The organism is Paracoccus sp. TOH (assembly GCF_030388245.1).
GTDB classification, from domain to species: domain Bacteria; phylum Pseudomonadota; class Alphaproteobacteria; order Rhodobacterales; family Rhodobacteraceae; genus Paracoccus; species Paracoccus simplex.
Map to the genome: position 1 here is coordinate 700,429 of NZ_CP098361.1, position 17,336 is coordinate 717,764.

Genomic DNA, 17,336 nt, shown 5'->3' on the forward strand with positions numbered 1-17,336 from the left:
GCCCGCTGCTCGGCAATTTCCACCACATTCGCGACACAACCTGGAGACGACCGGCACTTCCCCTGCATTCGATCAGCCCCTGCAATTCGCTGCCATTTTGACGGATGATGCGCTCGCGGAGATCGAGCGCGTCAATTTGCGTTGCCGCATCGCGCCGCATGTCATTCCGTCGCCTTGGGCGCTTGCAGTTACCGGGGTGCGCCCGGCGCAGCTCCTAGACCCGGCTTTGCCGACGTTCTTCGAGCTTGCGCAGCAAATCGGCGCGCTGATCAAGCGCTGGTCTCCCGCGATCTGGACCGGTTTCAACAGCGTCCGCTTCGATGAGGAAATGCTGCGCCAGGCCTTTTATCAGAACCTGCAGCCCGACATCTTCGCCACCCAGTTCAACGGCAACACGCGCTTCGATGTGCTGACCGCGCTCTATGCCTTCTGGTATCGTCAGCCTGACCTGTTTGAGTGGCCGGTCGAGGTGGACGGCAGGTTACGCTTCAATTTGGACCGCATAGCGCCGCTGAACGGCTTTGCTGCACACGATGCGCATGATGCGCTCGGCGATGTCGAGGCGACCATACACATCGCCCGCCGCATCGCCGACCGTGCCCCGGCGCTCTGGGCAGAATTGCTGGCCAACCGGGACAAGGCGCATGTTCAAGCCAGCCTTGAAACCTACCAGCCCATGGCGCTGGTGGAGCGTTTTGGCGGCGGCCCGCCGCACGCGACCGTCGGCTGCTTCTGTGGGATGTCGGCCAGCAACGCCAATCAGGCGGCCTTCTTCGATCTTGATGCCACTGATCCGGCAGATCTCCTTGCGGTCGATGACGCAACGCTCTTTGCTGCCGTCGATGCCATACCCAAGGTCATCCGGGCCTTCTCGATCAATAAGTCACCCGCTTTACTTTCGGTCTCGACGCCCAGCGCTATCCAGGTGCAGCGGGCACATGTGATCGCTACTGCTCCTGACTTCCGGGCGCGGGTCGCGCAGGCGCTGGCCGCCCGCTTCCCCAAAGATCCTGCGGCACCGCTGCCTCCGGTAGAAAAGCAGATCTATGACGGCTTCTACGGCCATGCGGACAAGACTCTCCTTGCCAAGTTCCAGCCTGCGGACTGGCGTCGACGGCAGGAGATCGTGTCCAGTCTTGCAGACCCCCGCCTGCGCCAGCTCGGCCGCCGCCTCGTCGCGTTTCACGCGCCCGATCTGCTCTCGACCGAAGAGCGCGGGCAATACGAGGCATGGTTGCGGGGGCGCTGGTCTGCACCGGAGGACCGGGAGACTGAATGGATGACCACGGTTCGCGCACACGCTGCTCTGGACGAGATGCGGGCCGATGAAGGGCTCGATCTGGGACTTGTCGCCGAGATCGAGATATTCCTGCAACGGTTTGGTCTGCCGGAAAGCTAACGATCAGAGGCTGTTCAGCTACCAGAATCATTTTATTGCGAGGGACTAATTTATGGTTCTATACTCGCAACAGGTGAAGGAAAGGCTCGGTGTGCCCCGCAGACAGATCAAACAGCTGAACTGGGGTGCGGAGCGGCGTAACGAGTTCATCGAATTCCGGGTGTTCTGGCATGGCCGGATCAATCGCTCGGACCTGATGGAAACTTTCGGCATCTCACTCCAGCAGGCATCCCTCGACCTGACGGGCTATGCAGAGCGGTGGAAGCGAAACCTCGTCTATGACAAGAGCCAGCGTGCCTATGTCCGGGGTCGGAGCTTCAAGCCGCATTTCATAAAGCCTTCCGCCGAGGACTATCTCGCTCAGCTGCGTGCCCTCGATCAGGGCCTGGTCTCGCGCGAGCAGAGCTGGATCTGTCTGTTTCCAGGCTATGGAACCACGCCGACACCCGCGCGGGGGATTGCGTCCGAAACCCTGCGCGAGGTGTTGACCGCCATTCATGAGCCATCGGCTCTTGAGGTAACCTACCAGTCGATGTCGCGCCCCGAGCCAAGCGCGCGCTGGATCGAGCCGCACTCACTGGCCTTCGACGGGTTTCGCTGGCACGCCCGTGCGTTCTGTCAGAATGACCAGGTGTTCAAGGATTTCCTGCTCTCCCGGATTGTCGAAACAGGCAAGCACGGGCCGGTCACGGCCGATCCTCAGAGTGATGTCGATTGGCACACGGAGGTCATCCTGGAAATCGGGCCGCATCCTGATCTTTCTCCAACGCAACGTCGTGCGATCGAGATGGATTATGGGATGGAGAACGAGCGCGCGCAGATTCCTGTGCGCAAGGCGCTGCTGTTCTATGCGCTCAAGCGTCTCGGCCTCGACACGGACCCGGCGGCGCGGCGGCCGCAGGACCAGCAAATTGTACTGATCAGCCAGAATTCCCTGCCAAAGGTCTACGCATGAACCCCACTGAAATTTACGAGGCCTTGGCCAATCTTGCGAGCAAGCCCTTCGATGCTGCGGAATTTCCCTTCGAGTTCGCCTTGGCGACCGACAACGCACCCGCGACGATCGCGAAGCTCAAGGGCGGCACCTACAACAAGTCCGACATTCCCGATGGGGTGCTTCTGAACCAGAAGTTCCATTTTTCCCCGGCACTGCCCGGCATGAGCGCGGCGTGTCTGGATGCCTTGCGGGCCAGCAAGCGAAACGCGAAGCACCGGCCCGCTATTCTGATCGCCACAGACGGACAAGAAATCGCCGCCGAGCATCCAAAGTCCGGCGACACCCTTTATTGCGCCTTTTCGGAACTTGGCGACCGCTTCGGCTTTTTCCTGCCCGCCGCCGGGAAGGAACGCTACCGCGCGGCCGAGGAGAACCCGGTTGACGTCAAGGTCGCGGGCAAGCTGGCCAAGCTTTACGACGCGCTGATCCGCAAGAACCCGGACTGGGCAGAAAAGGCGCGTCAGCATGACATGAACCAGCTGATGACCCGGCTGATCTTCTGCATGTTTGCCGAAGATGTCGGTATCTTCCCCGAAAATCAGTTCAGCCGCCTGATCTTCACCCATGCCGGCGACCGGGGTGAAGGGATGCGTGAGGTGTTGATCAACGCTTTCACCGCGATGAACACGCCCAAGCCGGACAGAGGCGGGCTGCCCGCCTGGACGCGCGAGTTCGAATACGTCAACGGCGGCCTCTTTGCCGGCCGCATCGACGCGCCGGTGTTCGACGTGACCGCCACCCGGTATCTCAAGGATGTCTGTGGCGAGACCTGGACCGGGATCAACCCGGACATCTTCGGCTCGATGATCCAGTCGGTGGCGAACGCCAAATTGCGGTCGGAACTGGGGATGCACTATACCAGTGTCCCGAACATCATGAAGGTGCTGGGGCCGCTGTTCCTTGATGATCTTGATGCCGAAATCGAAAAGGCTTGGGGGCGCGAGCGGGCCTTGCGGCAGGTGCTGGAGCGGATCGGGAAAATCCGGGTGTTCGACCCGGCCTGTGGCTCGGGGAATTTTCTTGTCGTCGCCTATCGGTCCCTGCGCGAGCGCGAGATCAGGATTCTGACGCGGCTTGCCGAACTGACCGGCGGTGCCCAGACCGAAATGTGGTCGGTGGTGCCGATCCGGAACTTCTATGGCATTGAACTGACCGATTTTGCCGTGGAAACGGCCAAGTTGGCGCTGTTCATCGCCGAGTATCAGGCCAACGCCCTGTTCAAGGAGGCGTTTGGCCGCAAGCCCGCCGACCTGCCGCTGAGGGACGCAGCGAACATCATCTGCGACAACGCGCTGCGGGTTGACTGGGAAACGGTCTGCCCGCCGCCGGAGGATGGCGGCGAGGTGTTCATCGCGGGGAATCCGCCCTGGATCTGGTCCAACGAGCAATCGGAGGTCCAGAAATCAGAAATGCGGGATATCTTTGCCGCGCGGATGAGCACATTCGGTACTCTCGACTATGTGTCGGGTTGGTTGATGAAGGCAGTCGATTACGTAGCCGAAAACGGAGCAAATTGCGCACTGGTGACGACGAATTCTATCACACAAGGACAATCAGTACCTTTCCTTTGGCCCACCTTGCTCGAACAAGGTGTTGAGCTTTGCTTCGCGCATTCAACCTTTCAGTGGTCAAACAATGCGTCCGGAAATGCCACAGTTGATGCCGTAATTCTCGGATTTTCGCGGAAAACCGATGCACCCAAACGCTTTTTCCATGACGGGTTCGAAGAAAAATGCTCGGTGATCTCACCCTATCTCATCCCGAACATTGACGTTATCGTCGAAAAATCGAGTACGTCGCTCTTTGGGCTTCCGAGCATGGAGTACGGAAGCAAGCCGATTGATGGAGGCCAACTGATTCTGTCACCCGAAGAGGCGAGTGACCTTCGAAGCTCCCATCCCGAAATCGGGCACTTGATCAAGCGGGTCTACGGTTCGGATGAACTTATTTATGACCGCATGCGGTATTGTCTTCATATTGATGACGCTGATTTGCCCTTGGCCCTAAGTGTTCCCGAAATCTCCCGCCGTATCGAAAATGTGCGCGGGACACGACAGAAGAGCACGGATGCCGGTGCCCGAAAGGCAGCGCAACGAGCGCATCAATTTCGAGAGCACCGCGCGCAGAAGATTTCTGCGATTTACCTGCCTGCGGTATCTTCCGAAAATAGGCTCTATCTGACACCTATCATCGTTGGCACCAGCGATGCCTGCACCAATCGCAACTTCGTCCTTTACGACGCGCCCGAGTGGTGCCTGTTGATCCTTTCCTCGACCCTTCACCGGCTCTGGGTTCTTACAGTCTGCGGCAAGCTGCAGAAGCGTCCTAACTATTCCAACACCCTCGGCTGGAACACCTTCCCGGTCCCGAAATTCACCGGCGATCAACTGGCCGCCCTGACCGCCTCGGCCATGGCCATCCTGCGCTGTCGCTATGGCCATTACCCGGCGACCATTGCCCAGCTTTATGATCCCGACAAGATGCCCGACGATCTGCGCGCCGCCCACAAGGCGAACGATGACCTGCTGGAAAGCATGTATATCGGCCGCCCGTTCCGCAATGACACCGAGCGGCTGGAGCACCTGTTCAAGCTCTATGCCGCGCGGGCGAAGAAGCTGAAGAAGGGGACCGCCTGATGTCCGATTTCGTTCGCGTCACCTATGGCCAGACCGGCAAGACGCAGGAGCCGAACCCGATGGGCATGCGCCCCATGCAGGCCCGGGTCTATGACGCCCGCGCGGCCCAGTTCATCCTGCTGAAGGCGCCGCCCGCCGCCGGGAAATCCCGCGCGCTGATGTTTGTGGCACTGGACAAGCTGGAAAACCAGGGGGTGGGCAAGGTCATCGTCTGCGTCCCGGAAACCTCGATCGGCGCCTCGTTCCGGTCAACCGACCTCACGTCGCACGGGTTCTTTGCGGACTGGCAGGTGGACCCGCGCTGGAACCTCTGCCTGAGCGGTGCCGAGGAAGGCGCGACCAGCGGCAAGGTGCGCGCGGTGCGCGACTTCATGGCATCCGGGGACCGGGTGCTGGTCTGCACCCATGCCACCTTCCGTTTCGCCTTCGATGAGATCGCCGAGGACGAGGGGACGGCGGCCTTCGACGATTGCCTGGTCGCCATCGACGAATTCCACCATGTCAGCGCCGGGGATGACAACCGGCTGGGTGAAATCCTGCGCCGCATCCTGAACCGGGGTCAGGCGCATGTGATGGCGATGACCGGATCCTATTTCCGGGGCGACAGCATCCCGGTCCTGCGGCCCGAGGATGAAGCGCGGTTCCGGTCGATCACCTACAGCTATTACGAGCAGCTGGACGGGTACCGGTTCCTGAAAAGCCTTGGAATTTCCTACAGTTTCTACCGGGACCAGTATATCAGCGCGATCCCCGAGGTGCTGAACCCGGACCTGAAGACCATCATCCATATCCCGCATCGCGGCTCGGCCGAGGCCTATGATGTCAAGCAGTCCGAGGTGGGGGCGATCCTGAGTTGCATCGGCGAGGTGATCGGCCGGGAAGAGCAGACCGGATTCGATCTGGTCCGGCTCCCCGATGGGCGCGTTCTGAAGGTGGCGGACCTGGTGGACGACGGGCCGGAGCGCGATCTGGTGAAGGCCTCGCTGACGCGCGAGATTGTCGGGCCGGACGGCAAGCGCGACGATGATACGGACCGGGCCAAGGTGGACCTGATCATCGCCCTCGGGATGGCGAAAGAGGGGTTCGATTGGGTCTGGTGCGAGCATGCGCTGACCATCGGCTATCGTTCCTCGCTGACAGAGATCATCCAGATCATCGGCCGTGCGACCCGCGACGCCCCCGGCAAGCGCCATGCCCAGTTCACCAATCTGGTGGCGGAACCCGGTGTCGAGACCGGGGTGGTCACGGACGCGGTCAATGACATGCTGAAGGCGATCTCGGGGGCGCTCCTGATGGAGCAGGTCCTGCAACCGAACTTCCGGTTCTACAGGCGCGAAGATGGCGATACCCGACCTCCGGTCGAGGTGGACGGCGAGGGCCGGGTTCATATCGGGATCGGTGGCTTGATGGCCCCGCCGACGGACCGCGCGCGGGCGATCGTCGAGAATGACATGCACGAACTGGTGGCGCAGGCATGCCAGCAGATGGACCGGCGCACGGTCGCGGATGACGTGGCCCCGGAGGTCGCGACCCAATTGGTGCTGACCAATATCATCGAGAAGACGTATGAAGACCTTACCCCCGATGAAACCGAAGCCATCCGGCAAGACCTGGCCGCCCGCATGAACATCGCCGCAATCGCGCGCCGACTGGCTCAGGAAGAGATGGAAAGTGGCGAGCAGCAGCCCGTCGAGGATAGCGGCGCGGACGAAGAGCGGTCGCCGGACGCGCTGAACCTGATCCGGATGGTGAAGAAGTTCATCAACGTGCGCGAACTGGACATCGACCTTATCGACTCCATTAACCCGTTCCGGGAAGGGTTCGATATCGCATCCAAGGCGTTGGACACCCCGCTGCTCCAGCAAATTCAGAGCGCCATGGTCGCTCAGCGCGTCCAGATGACCGAAGAGGAGGCGCTGGTCCTCTGGCCCCGGATCAAGCGGTTCACTGCCCAGGAAGGGCGCCCCCCAAACCCCAACTCGCCGGACGATCTGGAACGTCGCCTTGCAGAGGCCCATGCCTACATCCGCACGAAAAAGGCGGAGCGGATGCGCGCTGCTCAAGGGGGGTCGTGACGGGTGCCCCGATACAGGTCGATCGACGAAGTCCTTGAGGAAGAGGACGAACTGGGCCTTCTGAACGTAACCCTGCGGCCCCGCGCTACCCGATCACCTGAGCGGGAGCGGGATGCCCAGTTGGTCACGGAGGTGAACGCATTCTTTGAACGGCATGGCCGTGTCCCGGATGCGGCGGCGGCAGATCATGACGAGATGCGTCTTGGCATGATCTGGAGCCGGCTGGTTGCCAAAGGGGATGCACCCGATCTGCTGGATGTCGATCGCAATGGCCTTTTGTCTGGCGGACAATTTGAGCTGATACCCGAACCGTTAGCGGCGGAACACAACTGGCGCGACGATGTGGATAACGACGAAGTGCCTGCTTCTCTTGATGACATCTTTGACGACGAGGAACTCGACGTTTCAGAGGCATTGACCGTGATCCGAAACGTGACCCCGGCGGAGGAACGGCTGGTTCCGGATCACCGGGCCGAGTTCTACCCCTGTCACGATTTTGACCGCTTCCGCGCGATGTTCGAGGGAACCCAGGCCGCGCTGGAGGCCGGCGACCGTGAGGTGCGCCCGATCAATCCGAATGAGGAGGTCAGAGTCGACGAAGGTTCCCTCTTCATTCGAAAGGGCTTGCTGACCTATGTCGCCGAGAAGGCGGAAATGACCGCTCGCGCAGGAAAACGCGATCACAGGCTCCGCATCATCTTCTCAAACGGCACGGAGAGCGATCCGCTCTTGTCGTCCTTCCGAAAGGCGCTCGCAGACGATCCTACCTCCCGCGCAATCCACAGGCACGGCATGGGGGCGTTGGATCCCGATTGGGAGGCAGACCGGATCGATCTGACTGGGACCGTTTACGTGCTTCGGAGCAAGTCGAACGAACCACAAATCGTTGAAGTGCGGAATATACTCCTGAAAATTGGAGTGACGACACAAGAGGTGCGCCGCCGGATTGCCGATGCGCGCAATGATCCGACCTTCTTGCTGGCTCCGGTCGAGGTCGTCGCCACCTATGATCTCGTCAATCTGTCCTGGCGAAAAGTGGAGGGACTCCTGCACCGATTCTTTGATGCTGCCCGTCCGCGAGACCTGTGGATCACGGACCGTTTCGGCCGAAAGGTCTATCCGCGGGAATGGTTCTACGTTTTGCCGGAGCACGTGAGCAGGGCGGTCCAGGCAATCAAGGACGGCACCCTTCACCAGATTGAATACGATCCGGAAACACAATCAATCCGGAAGAAAACCTGAGAGACCTGACAAATTCTTTACACCGACAAGGTGCCACAATGACAATGCGTAATCCCCCGAAAGTAAGGGGCTGAAAAGCAGAATTTTCTCGGCTTGATGCGCGAGGAGATTTCGAATGAAGGCAATCAGATACACGCGCTCATCGGGCAGATGGGTGCGAACCACTTGGAGAGGACAGGTTCACGTTGTCAGGCATTCTGACCTCGTTCCGACAACAGCCCCAGAAGGGCAGGGTTGATATAGAGATTCTCGCGCCCGACCTTCACCTCCTCCAGCAGCCCTTCGGCAACCAGCGCCTTGAGATAGACCGCCGCAGTCTGGCGTTTGGCGACGCCGGCCTCGACCAGATCACCGATCCGGCAATAGGGGTTCACGAAGATCAGCTCGGCCAGTTCGCGGGAATAGACCTTGGGCAGGTTCTGGCGCATTCGCGCGGCGGTCTGCTCCAGCAGGTCGCGGATCGCGTGGATCCTTGCCGTGGTCCAGTGCGCCGTCGCCCTGACCGCCTCCATCATGAACAGCAGCCATTGTTCCCAAGCGTCCTGCGTGGTGACCTCCAGCAGATAGCGGTAATAGAGCGCCTTGTTCTGGATGATGTGTCGGCTGAGATAGAGCACGGGGATATCCAGCAGCCCCTTGTCCACCAGATAGAGCAAATTCAGCACCCGCCCGGTGCGGCCATTGCCATCGACGAAGGGATGGATCGCCTCGAACTGGTAATGCATCACCGCGAGGCGGATCAGCGGATCGATGTCCTCGGCCTCGTGGATATAGCGTTCCCAGTTGGCAAGCTTGGCGCGCAGCAGATCCTCTTCCTCCGGCGGGGTATAGATCACGGCCCCGGTGGCATCGTTCATCAAGGCGGTACCGGGCGTGCTGCGGATGTCGAGCTCGACACCCTTGATAGTGCGGCAGACCTCGACCGCGATGGCGGTTGACAGCGGGCGTTGCCGCAGCATCCCGAAGCCCCGGTTCAGGGCGGTGCGATAGCGCAATGCTTCCTTGGTCGCCGGGTCGGCCTGACCGCCGGTGTCATTGGCAAAGCGGAACAGCCGGTCGGTGGTGGTGACGATGTTCTCGATCTCGGAACTCGCCTGGGCTTCGAGCAGCGGGATGGAGTTGATCAGCACCGCCTGGTTGGGGATAATCTGGCCAGAAACCCGCAACGCCGCCAGAGCGGCCCGTGCCTCGATGCAGGCTTTCAGCACGGCTTTGGTCTCGATATCCTGTGCCGGCGGCAGGGCAGGGAGGTCGTTGAACGGGCGGTCCGGGCGGAAGGTCATGTCGATCACCTGGTTCCTGATCGACATGACGGTTTGACAAGTCGAAGACATCGACATGTCGGGAATATGTGTCGACATTTGTAGATTGTATCGACATGGACGATCTGATGCAAGTCGTGCGACGGTTGGGTGACGGGCATCCGAGAGAAGGCCAGCGGTGCGCATCAGCCGACAGGGTAGCAAGACAGTTTGCGTGGGGATGTGGCAGTGCAGGTGATAATGGGTTCAGTTGTTGCTGACAAAACAGTATGTTACACTATGCTGCATGCTTGGGGATCTGACGTTCGACCAATCGCAAGTATCGTTGGTTGCCTGCCCCCGCAACCAACACTGTTTCTCCAATGATATCAATGGCTTGAGAATCCGCTGCGGCGGATTGCGCATTGATAGAGTTTGCCAGCCCCGCTTCCCGCGGGGCTTTTTGCATTTGGGCTGCCGCTCCGATGACCTCATGCACCGGCTGCCCTGTTGCCAGGCGCAGTAGGCTCGCCAGGGCGCCATGCAGGTCGATCGCCAGGCGCGTGCCGCCCTCTTCGGTCTCGACCGGCACCAGGACGATCTTCTCCACCAAGGCCCGCAGCGCTTCCTTGGCCTCTTCCTGTCCCTCGGCATCGGAGAGGCCGTGGATCAGCTGGCCGACGCGGGTCCGATAGGTCTTCGCCATCGATGGATGAAACCGCAGCGGATCCGCAGCGGGGGCGGTCGAGAGCTGCCGCTCCAACTCCTTGCGGCGGGCATCCAGCTCGATCATCCGGTCCTTGACCTGCTCGGCCGGGACGCCGGCGATGATGGCATCGACCAGCTTCTTGTGATCGCCCGTGACCTGGCGCAGCTCCTTCTCGAGCGCCGTGCGACCGGCGCCGGCCTCGGCTTGCAGCCGGTTGCGCTCCGCCGCATATTCCTGGCAGAAGATCTGCACCACCTCCGGATCCATCAGGTGATGTTCGAGCGCATTCAGCACCGCGCCCTCCAGGTCCTCGCGCCGGATGACGGTCATGCTGGTGCAGACCGCCGGACCCTTCTGCCGCGCGGCCGAGCAGCCAAAGGCATCCTTCGACACCTTGGAGAAGCCCGAGCCGCAGCAGCCACACTTCATCAACCCGGAGAACAGGAACCGCGGCCGGCGCCGGTCCCAGACCGGGACATCCGTGTTCTTCGACTTCATCGCACCCTGGCGATGGCGGGCCGCTTGCCAGAGGGTGTCGTCCAGAATCCGCAGCCCCGGGACCTCGGTGATCACCCAATCCGCCTCCGGGTTCAGCCGCGAGACGCGCTTGCCGGTCGACGGATCCTTGACGTATTTGAGCCGATTCCAGACCTGGCGGCCGACATAAAGCTCGTTGTTGAGAATCCCGGTGCCGCGCTCGCGGTTGCCGTGGATGGTCGAGGTGCCCCAGGCGCCGCCCTGCGGCCCGGGGATCTTCTCCAGGTTCAGCTGCTCGGCGATCTTCTTCGGCGAGATGCCTTTGGCGTAATCGGCAAAGATGCGTCGCACGACCTTGGCCTGGGCCGGGTCGATCTCGCGGTCGCCGCGGATCGGCTCGCCGTTCGCGGCGAACTTCACCACGGGTTTGTAGCCATAGGTCAGGCCGCCGGCGGATTTGCCCTCCAGGGCTCGGCCCTTGAGGCCGCGATGGGTCTTCTTGCCGAGCTCCTTCAGGAACAGCGCGTTCATCGTGCCGGTGAGGCCGATATGCAATTCCGAGACCTGGCCCTCGCTGATGGTCTCGATCAGTTGGCCGTTGAAGGTGATGCGCTGGTAGAGGGTGGCAATGTCGGCCTGGCTGCGGCTGAGCCGGTCCAGCGCCTCGGCGATCACCAGGTCGAATTGTCCGGCCTGGGCGTCGCGCAGCAGCTTTTGCAGGCCCGAGCGCATCATGCTGGCACCGGAGACGGCGCGGTCGGAATAGACCTCGACGACCTCCAGCCCCTGGCGGGCGGCATAGTCGCGGCAGGCGCGGATCTGGTCTTCGATCGAAGCATCGCGCTGCAGGTCCGAGGAGAACCGCGCATAGATCGCGGCGCGCAGGGCTTGGGTCATGGCATGGTCTCCTCGTGGCGACGCTCAGTGCGGGCGGCCCTCCCGGTCACGGGCATGATCGGCGCGGGCCGCGGCGCGCGCAAGGGCGCGGATGAAATCGAGATAGGCGGCACGGTCGGCAGGGTCAGGGCAGGATGCCGGCACAGGCCGGGCCGGGGCTGCTGCCCCCGCCTGTCCCTTGCGCCTTGCGTCCTGTTGCCCTGCCTGTGCCAAACGCAAATCTCTCCCATGCCGCGCAGAGCCAGGCTCCCGCGGGTCATCTCATCCATCAATCCGGTATCCATCCGGGTCATGAGGGTATTATAGGGCATCGATAGAAACTCCGAAGGCGTTTATGGCCGCATGAATGACAGAATATGTGGATAACCAGATCAACACATTGAAAGTAATTAAAAAAATAAGGCAAAGGCGCCTAAATGGAAAAGACTGAAGGATAAAATATAACCGTATCAGATCTGTCTGGATTAAAAATATCCGGAGAGCAGAAAATCGCCCCTGCAAGGAAGAAAAAAGAGAAAAAATCCCTGTTGCATATGAAGCGGGTGGAAAAAGAAAAAATCAGAAACCTGCACGAGAGAAAAGAAGACGCGCGGCACCCGAGCCGCGCCTTGGAAAAGACAAAACACCCTGGCCCGGATCATCCCACTGCGCGGGTTACCCAGGTTCAGGGCGCGCCGGGATACAGGCCGGACAGGTGCCGGTGCAGGTCTTCCCCGCTCAGATGCCGGCGGCGTTGCAGATCGCGGGCGATGGCGTCCAGCTGGTCCCGCTGTGCGCCGAGGATCCGTGTGGCCCGTGTCTCGGCATGCTGCAGCCGTGCCCGGACCCGCTGTTGCAGCGCGGGGGCGAGGCGGCCGATGGCGGTCTCTCCGGTCCAGAGAGGGCCGTCAGATCCGAGACCATAGGCGGTCTCGATGGCGACGGCGATGCGCGTGGCGAGGGCGAGATCAGACTCTTCGCCGCCGCCGGCGCCGGCCGAGACATGGCCCAGCATCAGGCGTTCCGCGCAGCGCCCCGCCAGCGCGTGGGCGATCTCGGCCTCGTAATCCGCGAGCAGCATCTGGTGATGCGGCAGGTTGCGCGCGATCTCGCCGCCGCGTGGCGTCAGCGTGACGCGCGTGATCTCGCCCAGGTCGAGTGCGGCACAGACCACGGCGTGGCCGGCTTCGTGGACAGCGATGCGCCAGTCGAGCGCATCCTGCTGCGGCGGCAGGGCAAGGGCATCGCGGACGTCGTCGAGCCGCAGATCCCGGCGTTCGGCCCGAGAGATCGAGCGCGCCATGCGGACGGCGGCGTCGATCTGCGCCGGGGTGCAGCCCGAGGCTCTGCGGGCCAGTGCGGCGATGGCCTCGGGATCGAAGCCGGCGCCGAGCTTGCCGGCCAGGATCTGCGCCAGCGCCGCGGGACCCGGCGGACCAAGCTCGATATGGAGATCGAAACGACCGGCGCGCAGGATCGCCGGATCGATGCGTCCGGGATGGTTGCAGGTGGCGACGACAATGACGCCTTCCTTGCGGCTGATCATGTCCATCTGCTCGAGGAACGCGTTGATGACCTGGGTGCGATAGCTGCGGGCGTGGCTGTCGCTGCCGTCGCGCGCGCCGACAGCGTCGATCTCGTCGATGGTCAGGATCGCGGGGGCTTGTGCGAACGCCTGGGCGAAGCATCGGCGCATGGCATCGAGCATATTGCCGAGATGGCCGGCGGCTTGCCACTGCGCAAAGCTGCCGCTGACATGGGTGATGCCGGCGCTGGTGGCCATGGCCTGCGCGAGCCAGGTCTTGCCGGTGCCGGGTGGGCCGTAGAGCAAGAGCGAGCGGGTCAGGTCCGACCATGCGATCTTGCCTGATTGCCAGTCCTCGAGATCGGCGACGATGCGGCGCGCGGCGGGCAGGGCCGGGTTGTCCCCGGCGATCCGGTCGAGATGCGGACCGGATGCGACCGGTTGGGGCGCCGGTTGCGCCAGCCGTGCGAGGGCCTCCTCGACACCCGGGGCCGCGAATGCGAGGCGCAGCGCCAGCGGGGTCAGCCCGGCGATGGCCGCGTCATCGGGCAGCCGATTCGCCAGCGATGCGTCGGCCATGACGCCGACATCCGGATGCCATGCGTCGAGTGCCGCGCGCAGGATCTCGCGCGACAGCGGCGCCAGCAGGATCGGTTCGGGCAGGGCGGGGCGCAGCTCTTCGGGCAGGATCACTTCATCCGGCACCGGCAAGACCAGCGGCAGACCCGCCTCCATCGCCTCGGCGATGCGCTCGGCATATGTGGCGATGCTGATGGCATCGATCTTGTCCATGTGGACATCGGGCCGGAGCACGACGGCCGCCGGCGGCATAAAGCTCACGATATCGCTGCGGTAGAGATACTCCCAGCCCTCCGGCAGCATGAGCTTGCCGATGGTCCTGGCGACATGCGGCAGGTCCGGGATGGCGAAGCCGCGCAGCAGCGTCAGCCGGTGATCGGTCAGCTGCGCCTCGAAGGCGGGGGCCGATCCGAAGGTGCGCGCCAGGCGCATGAGCAGCAGCAGCTGCGCAGCCGGCAGCGGCCGGCGGGCGACGGCGACGGACGTGGTGCCGGGGATATTGTCATCCTCCTTGCCGCCCGTCTTGCTGTCCGCCGGCCAGTCGGGATCCACGACCCGGGCCGCCTGCTGCGCCGGGAGGGTCGAGGCGAAGGCGGCCTCCTCGACCAGGACCGCGTTTTGGCGGGCGAGCAGATCCCGGGCGTAGCGGATCCAGGAAGGACAGTTCTGTGAGGGGAGAGAAAGACTTTGAAGCATGGGGAGGTTCCTTGCAGGAAAAGGGGCATCTGTCCCGGACGAGGCGGGCCTGCTTCGGTCTGGGCATGGCTGGTCATCGGTGGATTGGGCTCCGCCTTGCGCGCGCTCCATGGCGGCTCGGGCGCGTGGCAGTCCAGGTCTGCGGTTCAGGGGCGGCGGGCATTGGATGCGGGGCGCTGGTAATCGCGCGCAGGACGGGTTGGGGCGAAGCCCCGGCCCGGGCTATGAGGCCGGCGTTCTGGCGATCCGTTCCAGTTCGGTCCGGATGGTCGGCTCCAGGGCGGCGTCGTAGATCTCGCTCTTGACGTTCAGATGCGGCGCGATCCGCTCTGCCGGGATTACGGTTTGCGGATGTTGATGGCGCAAGAATCCGTGCAGCCGCTTCTCGGTGCAGATCGCGTCATGGCCGGTCGCCATTGGGATTTGATCCAGAATCCTGCAACCGAGATCCGGTGACATGCCGAGCTGATGACGCATGCGCGACTGTGGATTGCGACTGTATCCCAGCTTGACCACGGGGCCGTGGCCCGGCAGGTGCAAGCGCAGCAGGTAGAGCCAGCTCGGCGCCGCCGACCAGCATTCGCCGCAGCAGCCGCAGGAAAATCTGCCGGTCTGCAGATTCCCACGCGCGATGCGCTGCCGATGGCCGCAGTCGTGCTGATACAGCCGGTAGTTGGCGTCGCCTTCCGGATCGGACCCGATCAGCGTCCAGCCGCAAGCTTCTGCCTCGGCGGCTTCGCGCGCGGCATGGCAGGTCTCGCACCGGAAGCTGTTCCGCCCGGCGCCGATCTGGCGCATGCGGTCGGGCTGGCGCCGGACCTCGTGGCCGCACGGCGCGCGATACCAGGCATACATATTCTCCTCGGGATCGCGGCGCAGGTATTCCAGCCCGGCCTGTTCGGCAGCGGCGCGCCATTGCGTCTCGAGGCAATGCGGGCAGCGCGGCTGACACGCCTTCAGACTGTAGATCTTGTGCTTGCTGGGCCGGCCGCAGGTGCCGCAGGCCAGGGCCAGGTGATAGCGATCCTGCACCCGAGCGATGATGGCCATGCCTTTCTGGCGCGCGATCTCATGCCAGGCCTCGGGGATCGGTAGGTCGACGGCGGGCAGGTCCTGTTGCGACAGGTTCAGCCTGGTGTTTTTGCGGTGGGCTTTATGCATGAGGTATCCTCCCGGGTGATGGGGGTCTGGGAATAGAAAGAGAGTGGGCGTTCTGACGCGGCGTAGCCGCAGCCGCATGGCGCGCGCCAGGACGCGCCATGATCAGCGGCTATGTGAGCAGGATGGGGTGCAGATCCGCGCCGGATCAGCCGCCGAGGCCGGGCCAGTCGTTGAGCCCGTCCGGATCGCCTGCGCTGGGGATCATCTCCAGGCTGCCGATCTCGGCCAGCCGCGCCTCCGCGCTGCGCAGCATCTCGCGCAGGCGCCAGGCGACGGCATGATCGCCCCGCAAGGTCGGGCTGTCGCCGCAGCCGGCCAGATCCGCCACCGCGGCGTCATATTCCGCCGGATGCTCGCAGCCGAGGGCGAAGTGCAGGATCCGTGCGGCCCGGATCAGCACCCGGTCGGCGGCGCGCAGCGCCGGGCTGTCGGCCAGGGCGCGGGCCTCGGCCGCAGCGCGCTGCCACAGCAGCTCCGACTCGCGCAGCCAGTGCGCGAACGCTGCGTCGCGCGACCAGCCGTGCTGGATGTCGCGCTCCGCTTCGATGGCATGCGCCAGCGTGCCCAGAAGCTCGGAAAAGCGGCGTGAAACACTGGTGTGGGTGAAAGCGCAGACGGCTTTCTGCGCCCCGAAGGGCGTGGTAGGACTGGCATTAGCCATGGTCGGTCTCCTCAGACGAGATCGTTGTGGTCAGGGCGGCGCGAGAGGGTAGGATCTCTTGCGTCCGCCCGTTAATTATGTAATGCTGTAATCAACAAGTCAAGCAGTATTGCAGAGGATATTCCATGGCCGAGAAAAAAAAGATGGGCCGACCGGTCGCCGACACCGAGCCCGTTATGATCAGAATGGAGCGCGACATGATCCGCGCCATCGACGATTATCGCAGGACCCTCGACGATCTGCCGACCCGGCCCGAGGTGATCAGAAGGGTGATGGCAGACTTCCTCGAAAAAGTCGCGAAGGATCGCTGAACATCGCGCTGCCATTGGCTATGGTTGCCTCCTGTGGACTATCTGATCCAGTTTTCGATCTTCAGGCCGCGAACGCGGCAAAATTTGCCGGTGTTGTCGGTCACGAGGACTGCACCGGCGGCGCAAGCATGAGCCGCGATCAACAGATCGTTCGGGCCAATGGGCTCCCCAGCGGCCTCGAGCTCAGTGCGTATGCCGCCATATTCTCTGTCAGCAGGCGTATCCAACGCCAGAATTTGCACACTTTGCAGTATCGCTTCGACATGGGCCAAGAGTTTCGCGGATCCTTTCCTGGCGCACCCATATCGCAGCTCTGCAGCTGTGATGATGCTCACGCAGATCGCATCCGGGCCAACCTCGGCAATGCGCTTTGCTGCGCTGCCGCCGGGATTCCGAAGCAGATCGGAGACGACATTGGTGTCAAGCATGTAGATGGTCAAAGGTCGATTTCCTTGGCCGGGAGAAGCGTCTCGTCCACGTCAGGAAACTGATCCTCTGGCCCGAGCGGGTCTAGTCCGGCCAACACTTCAAGCAGGTTCTTGCGGCGCACCGGCTCGATGATAAGCCGGTCCCCATCACGATAGATGTTCACCCGATCACCCGGCATCTCGAAGTCAGTCGGGATGCGGACGGCCTGACTCTTGTTGTTGCGAAAGAGCTTGGCTTCACGAGGCTTCGAATATGATTGCGGTTGCGGCATGATCACCTCCCCACCTCTCATGTATATGCATCAACATATACATGATGTTGT

At 62.6% G+C, this 17,336-nt stretch carries 13 protein-coding genes; 6 read left to right on the forward strand and 7 right to left on the reverse strand.

Translation table 11 applies throughout. The features are described from left to right. Positions 1–97: 97 nt before the first annotated feature. The 5 genes from NBE95_RS14090 (at position 98) to NBE95_RS14110 (ending at position 8,349) form a co-directional block, all read left to right on the forward strand. Positions 98–1,399, forward strand: a complete 1,302-nt coding sequence (locus tag NBE95_RS14090) for an exodeoxyribonuclease I (protein ID WP_354670358.1) — start codon at positions 98–100, stop codon at positions 1,397–1,399. A gap of 196 nt (positions 1,400–1,595) precedes the next feature. Beyond that, positions 1,596–2,354 carry a WYL domain-containing protein gene (locus tag NBE95_RS14095; RefSeq protein WP_143794972.1) on the forward strand — a complete coding sequence of 253 codons (759 nt, stop codon included), beginning with the start codon at positions 1,596–1,598 and terminating at the stop codon, positions 2,352–2,354. Further along, the gene (locus NBE95_RS14100; protein ID WP_289894899.1) at positions 2,351–5,032 is read left to right on the forward strand and encodes a DNA methyltransferase; all 2,682 of its coding nucleotides are present in this window, start codon (positions 2,351–2,353) and stop codon (positions 5,030–5,032) included. The genes NBE95_RS14095 and NBE95_RS14100 overlap by 4 nt, the downstream gene beginning before the upstream one ends. Continuing rightward, positions 5,032–7,107, forward strand: a complete 2,076-nt coding sequence (locus NBE95_RS14105) for a DEAD/DEAH box helicase (protein WP_289894900.1) — start codon at positions 5,032–5,034, stop codon at positions 7,105–7,107. Before NBE95_RS14100 ends, NBE95_RS14105 begins: the two co-directional genes overlap by 1 nt. A 120-nt stretch (positions 7,108–7,227) precedes the next feature. Beyond that, positions 7,228–8,349 carry a GIY-YIG nuclease family protein gene (locus NBE95_RS14110; RefSeq protein ID WP_289894901.1) on the forward strand — a complete coding sequence of 374 codons (1,122 nt, stop codon included), beginning with the start codon at positions 7,228–7,230 and terminating at the stop codon, positions 8,347–8,349. Between the two features lie 188 nt (positions 8,350–8,537). Here NBE95_RS14110 and fic read toward each other — a convergent pair whose 3' ends face one another. The 5 genes from fic to NBE95_RS14135 all read right to left on the reverse strand — a co-directional run bounded on the left by fic (position 8,538) and on the right by NBE95_RS14135 (position 16,274). Then, entirely contained in the window at positions 8,538–9,659 is a 1,122-nt protein-coding gene (gene fic / locus NBE95_RS14115; protein ID WP_289894902.1) for a protein adenylyltransferase Fic, read from the reverse strand. Positions 9,660–9,888: 229 nt separating this feature from the next. Continuing rightward, positions 9,889–11,673 carry a recombinase family protein gene (locus NBE95_RS14120; protein ID WP_289894903.1) on the reverse strand — a complete coding sequence of 595 codons (1,785 nt, stop codon included), beginning with the start codon at positions 11,671–11,673 and terminating at the stop codon, positions 9,889–9,891. 664 nt (positions 11,674–12,337) lie between these two features. Further along, complete coding sequence (locus NBE95_RS14125) at positions 12,338–14,452, reverse strand: AAA family ATPase (protein WP_289894904.1); 2,115 nt, start codon at positions 14,450–14,452, stop codon at positions 12,338–12,340. Positions 14,453–14,674: 222 nt separating this feature from the next. Next, on the reverse strand, positions 14,675–15,691 hold the full coding sequence (locus NBE95_RS14130) for a GIY-YIG nuclease family protein (protein ID WP_289894905.1): 1,017 nt from the start codon (positions 15,689–15,691) through the stop codon (positions 14,675–14,677). 67 nt (positions 15,692–15,758) lie between these two features. After that, the gene (locus NBE95_RS14135) at positions 15,759–16,274 is read right to left on the reverse strand and encodes a hypothetical protein (protein ID WP_289894906.1); all 516 of its coding nucleotides are present in this window, start codon (positions 16,272–16,274) and stop codon (positions 15,759–15,761) included. A 125-nt stretch (positions 16,275–16,399) separates the two neighbouring features. On the opposite strand from NBE95_RS14135, the gene NBE95_RS14140 reads away from it, so the two are divergent. Next, complete coding sequence (locus tag NBE95_RS14140) at positions 16,400–16,585, forward strand: hypothetical protein (protein WP_289894907.1); 186 nt, start codon at positions 16,400–16,402, stop codon at positions 16,583–16,585. Between the two features lie 38 nt (positions 16,586–16,623). Here the strand turns inward: NBE95_RS14140 and NBE95_RS14145 are convergent, their stop codons facing one another. Continuing rightward, the gene (locus NBE95_RS14145) at positions 16,624–17,025 is read right to left on the reverse strand and encodes a type II toxin-antitoxin system VapC family toxin (RefSeq protein WP_289894908.1); all 402 of its coding nucleotides are present in this window, start codon (positions 17,023–17,025) and stop codon (positions 16,624–16,626) included. Further along, positions 17,022–17,285, reverse strand: a complete 264-nt coding sequence (locus NBE95_RS14150; protein WP_289894909.1) for an AbrB/MazE/SpoVT family DNA-binding domain-containing protein — start codon at positions 17,283–17,285, stop codon at positions 17,022–17,024. The genes NBE95_RS14145 and NBE95_RS14150 overlap by 4 nt, the downstream gene beginning before the upstream one ends. Positions 17,286–17,336: the final 51 nt, after the last annotated feature.

What these genes read in the sequence shown, in the direction of transcription:
- NBE95_RS14095 (WP_143794972.1), top strand. Translation starts at nt 1,596, where the DNA reads ATGGAAACTTTCGGCATCTCACTCCAGCAGGCATCCCTCGACCTGACG.
- NBE95_RS14100 (WP_289894899.1), top strand. Translation starts at nt 2,351, where the DNA reads ATGAACCCCACTGAAATTTACGAGGCCTTGGCCAATCTTGCGAGCAAG.
- NBE95_RS14105 (WP_289894900.1), top strand. Translation starts at nt 5,032, where the DNA reads ATGTCCGATTTCGTTCGCGTCACCTATGGCCAGACCGGCAAGACGCAG.
- fic (WP_289894902.1), bottom strand. Translation starts at nt 9,659, where the DNA reads ATGTCGATCAGGAACCAGGTGATCGACATGACCTTCCGCCCGGACCGC.
- NBE95_RS14120 (WP_289894903.1), bottom strand. Translation starts at nt 11,673, where the DNA reads ATGACCCAAGCCCTGCGCGCCGCGATCTATGCGCGGTTCTCCTCGGAC.
- NBE95_RS14125 (WP_289894904.1), bottom strand. Translation starts at nt 14,452, where the DNA reads ATGCTTCAAAGTCTTTCTCTCCCCTCACAGAACTGTCCTTCCTGGATC.
- NBE95_RS14130 (WP_289894905.1), bottom strand. Translation starts at nt 15,691, where the DNA reads ATGCGGCTGCGGCTACGCCGCGTCAGAACGCCCACTCTCTTTCTATTC.
- NBE95_RS14135 (WP_289894906.1), bottom strand. Translation starts at nt 16,274, where the DNA reads ATGGCTAATGCCAGTCCTACCACGCCCTTCGGGGCGCAGAAAGCCGTC.
- NBE95_RS14140 (WP_289894907.1), top strand. Translation starts at nt 16,400, where the DNA reads ATGGCCGAGAAAAAAAAGATGGGCCGACCGGTCGCCGACACCGAGCCC.
- NBE95_RS14150 (WP_289894909.1), bottom strand. Translation starts at nt 17,285, where the DNA reads ATGCCGCAACCGCAATCATATTCGAAGCCTCGTGAAGCCAAGCTCTTT.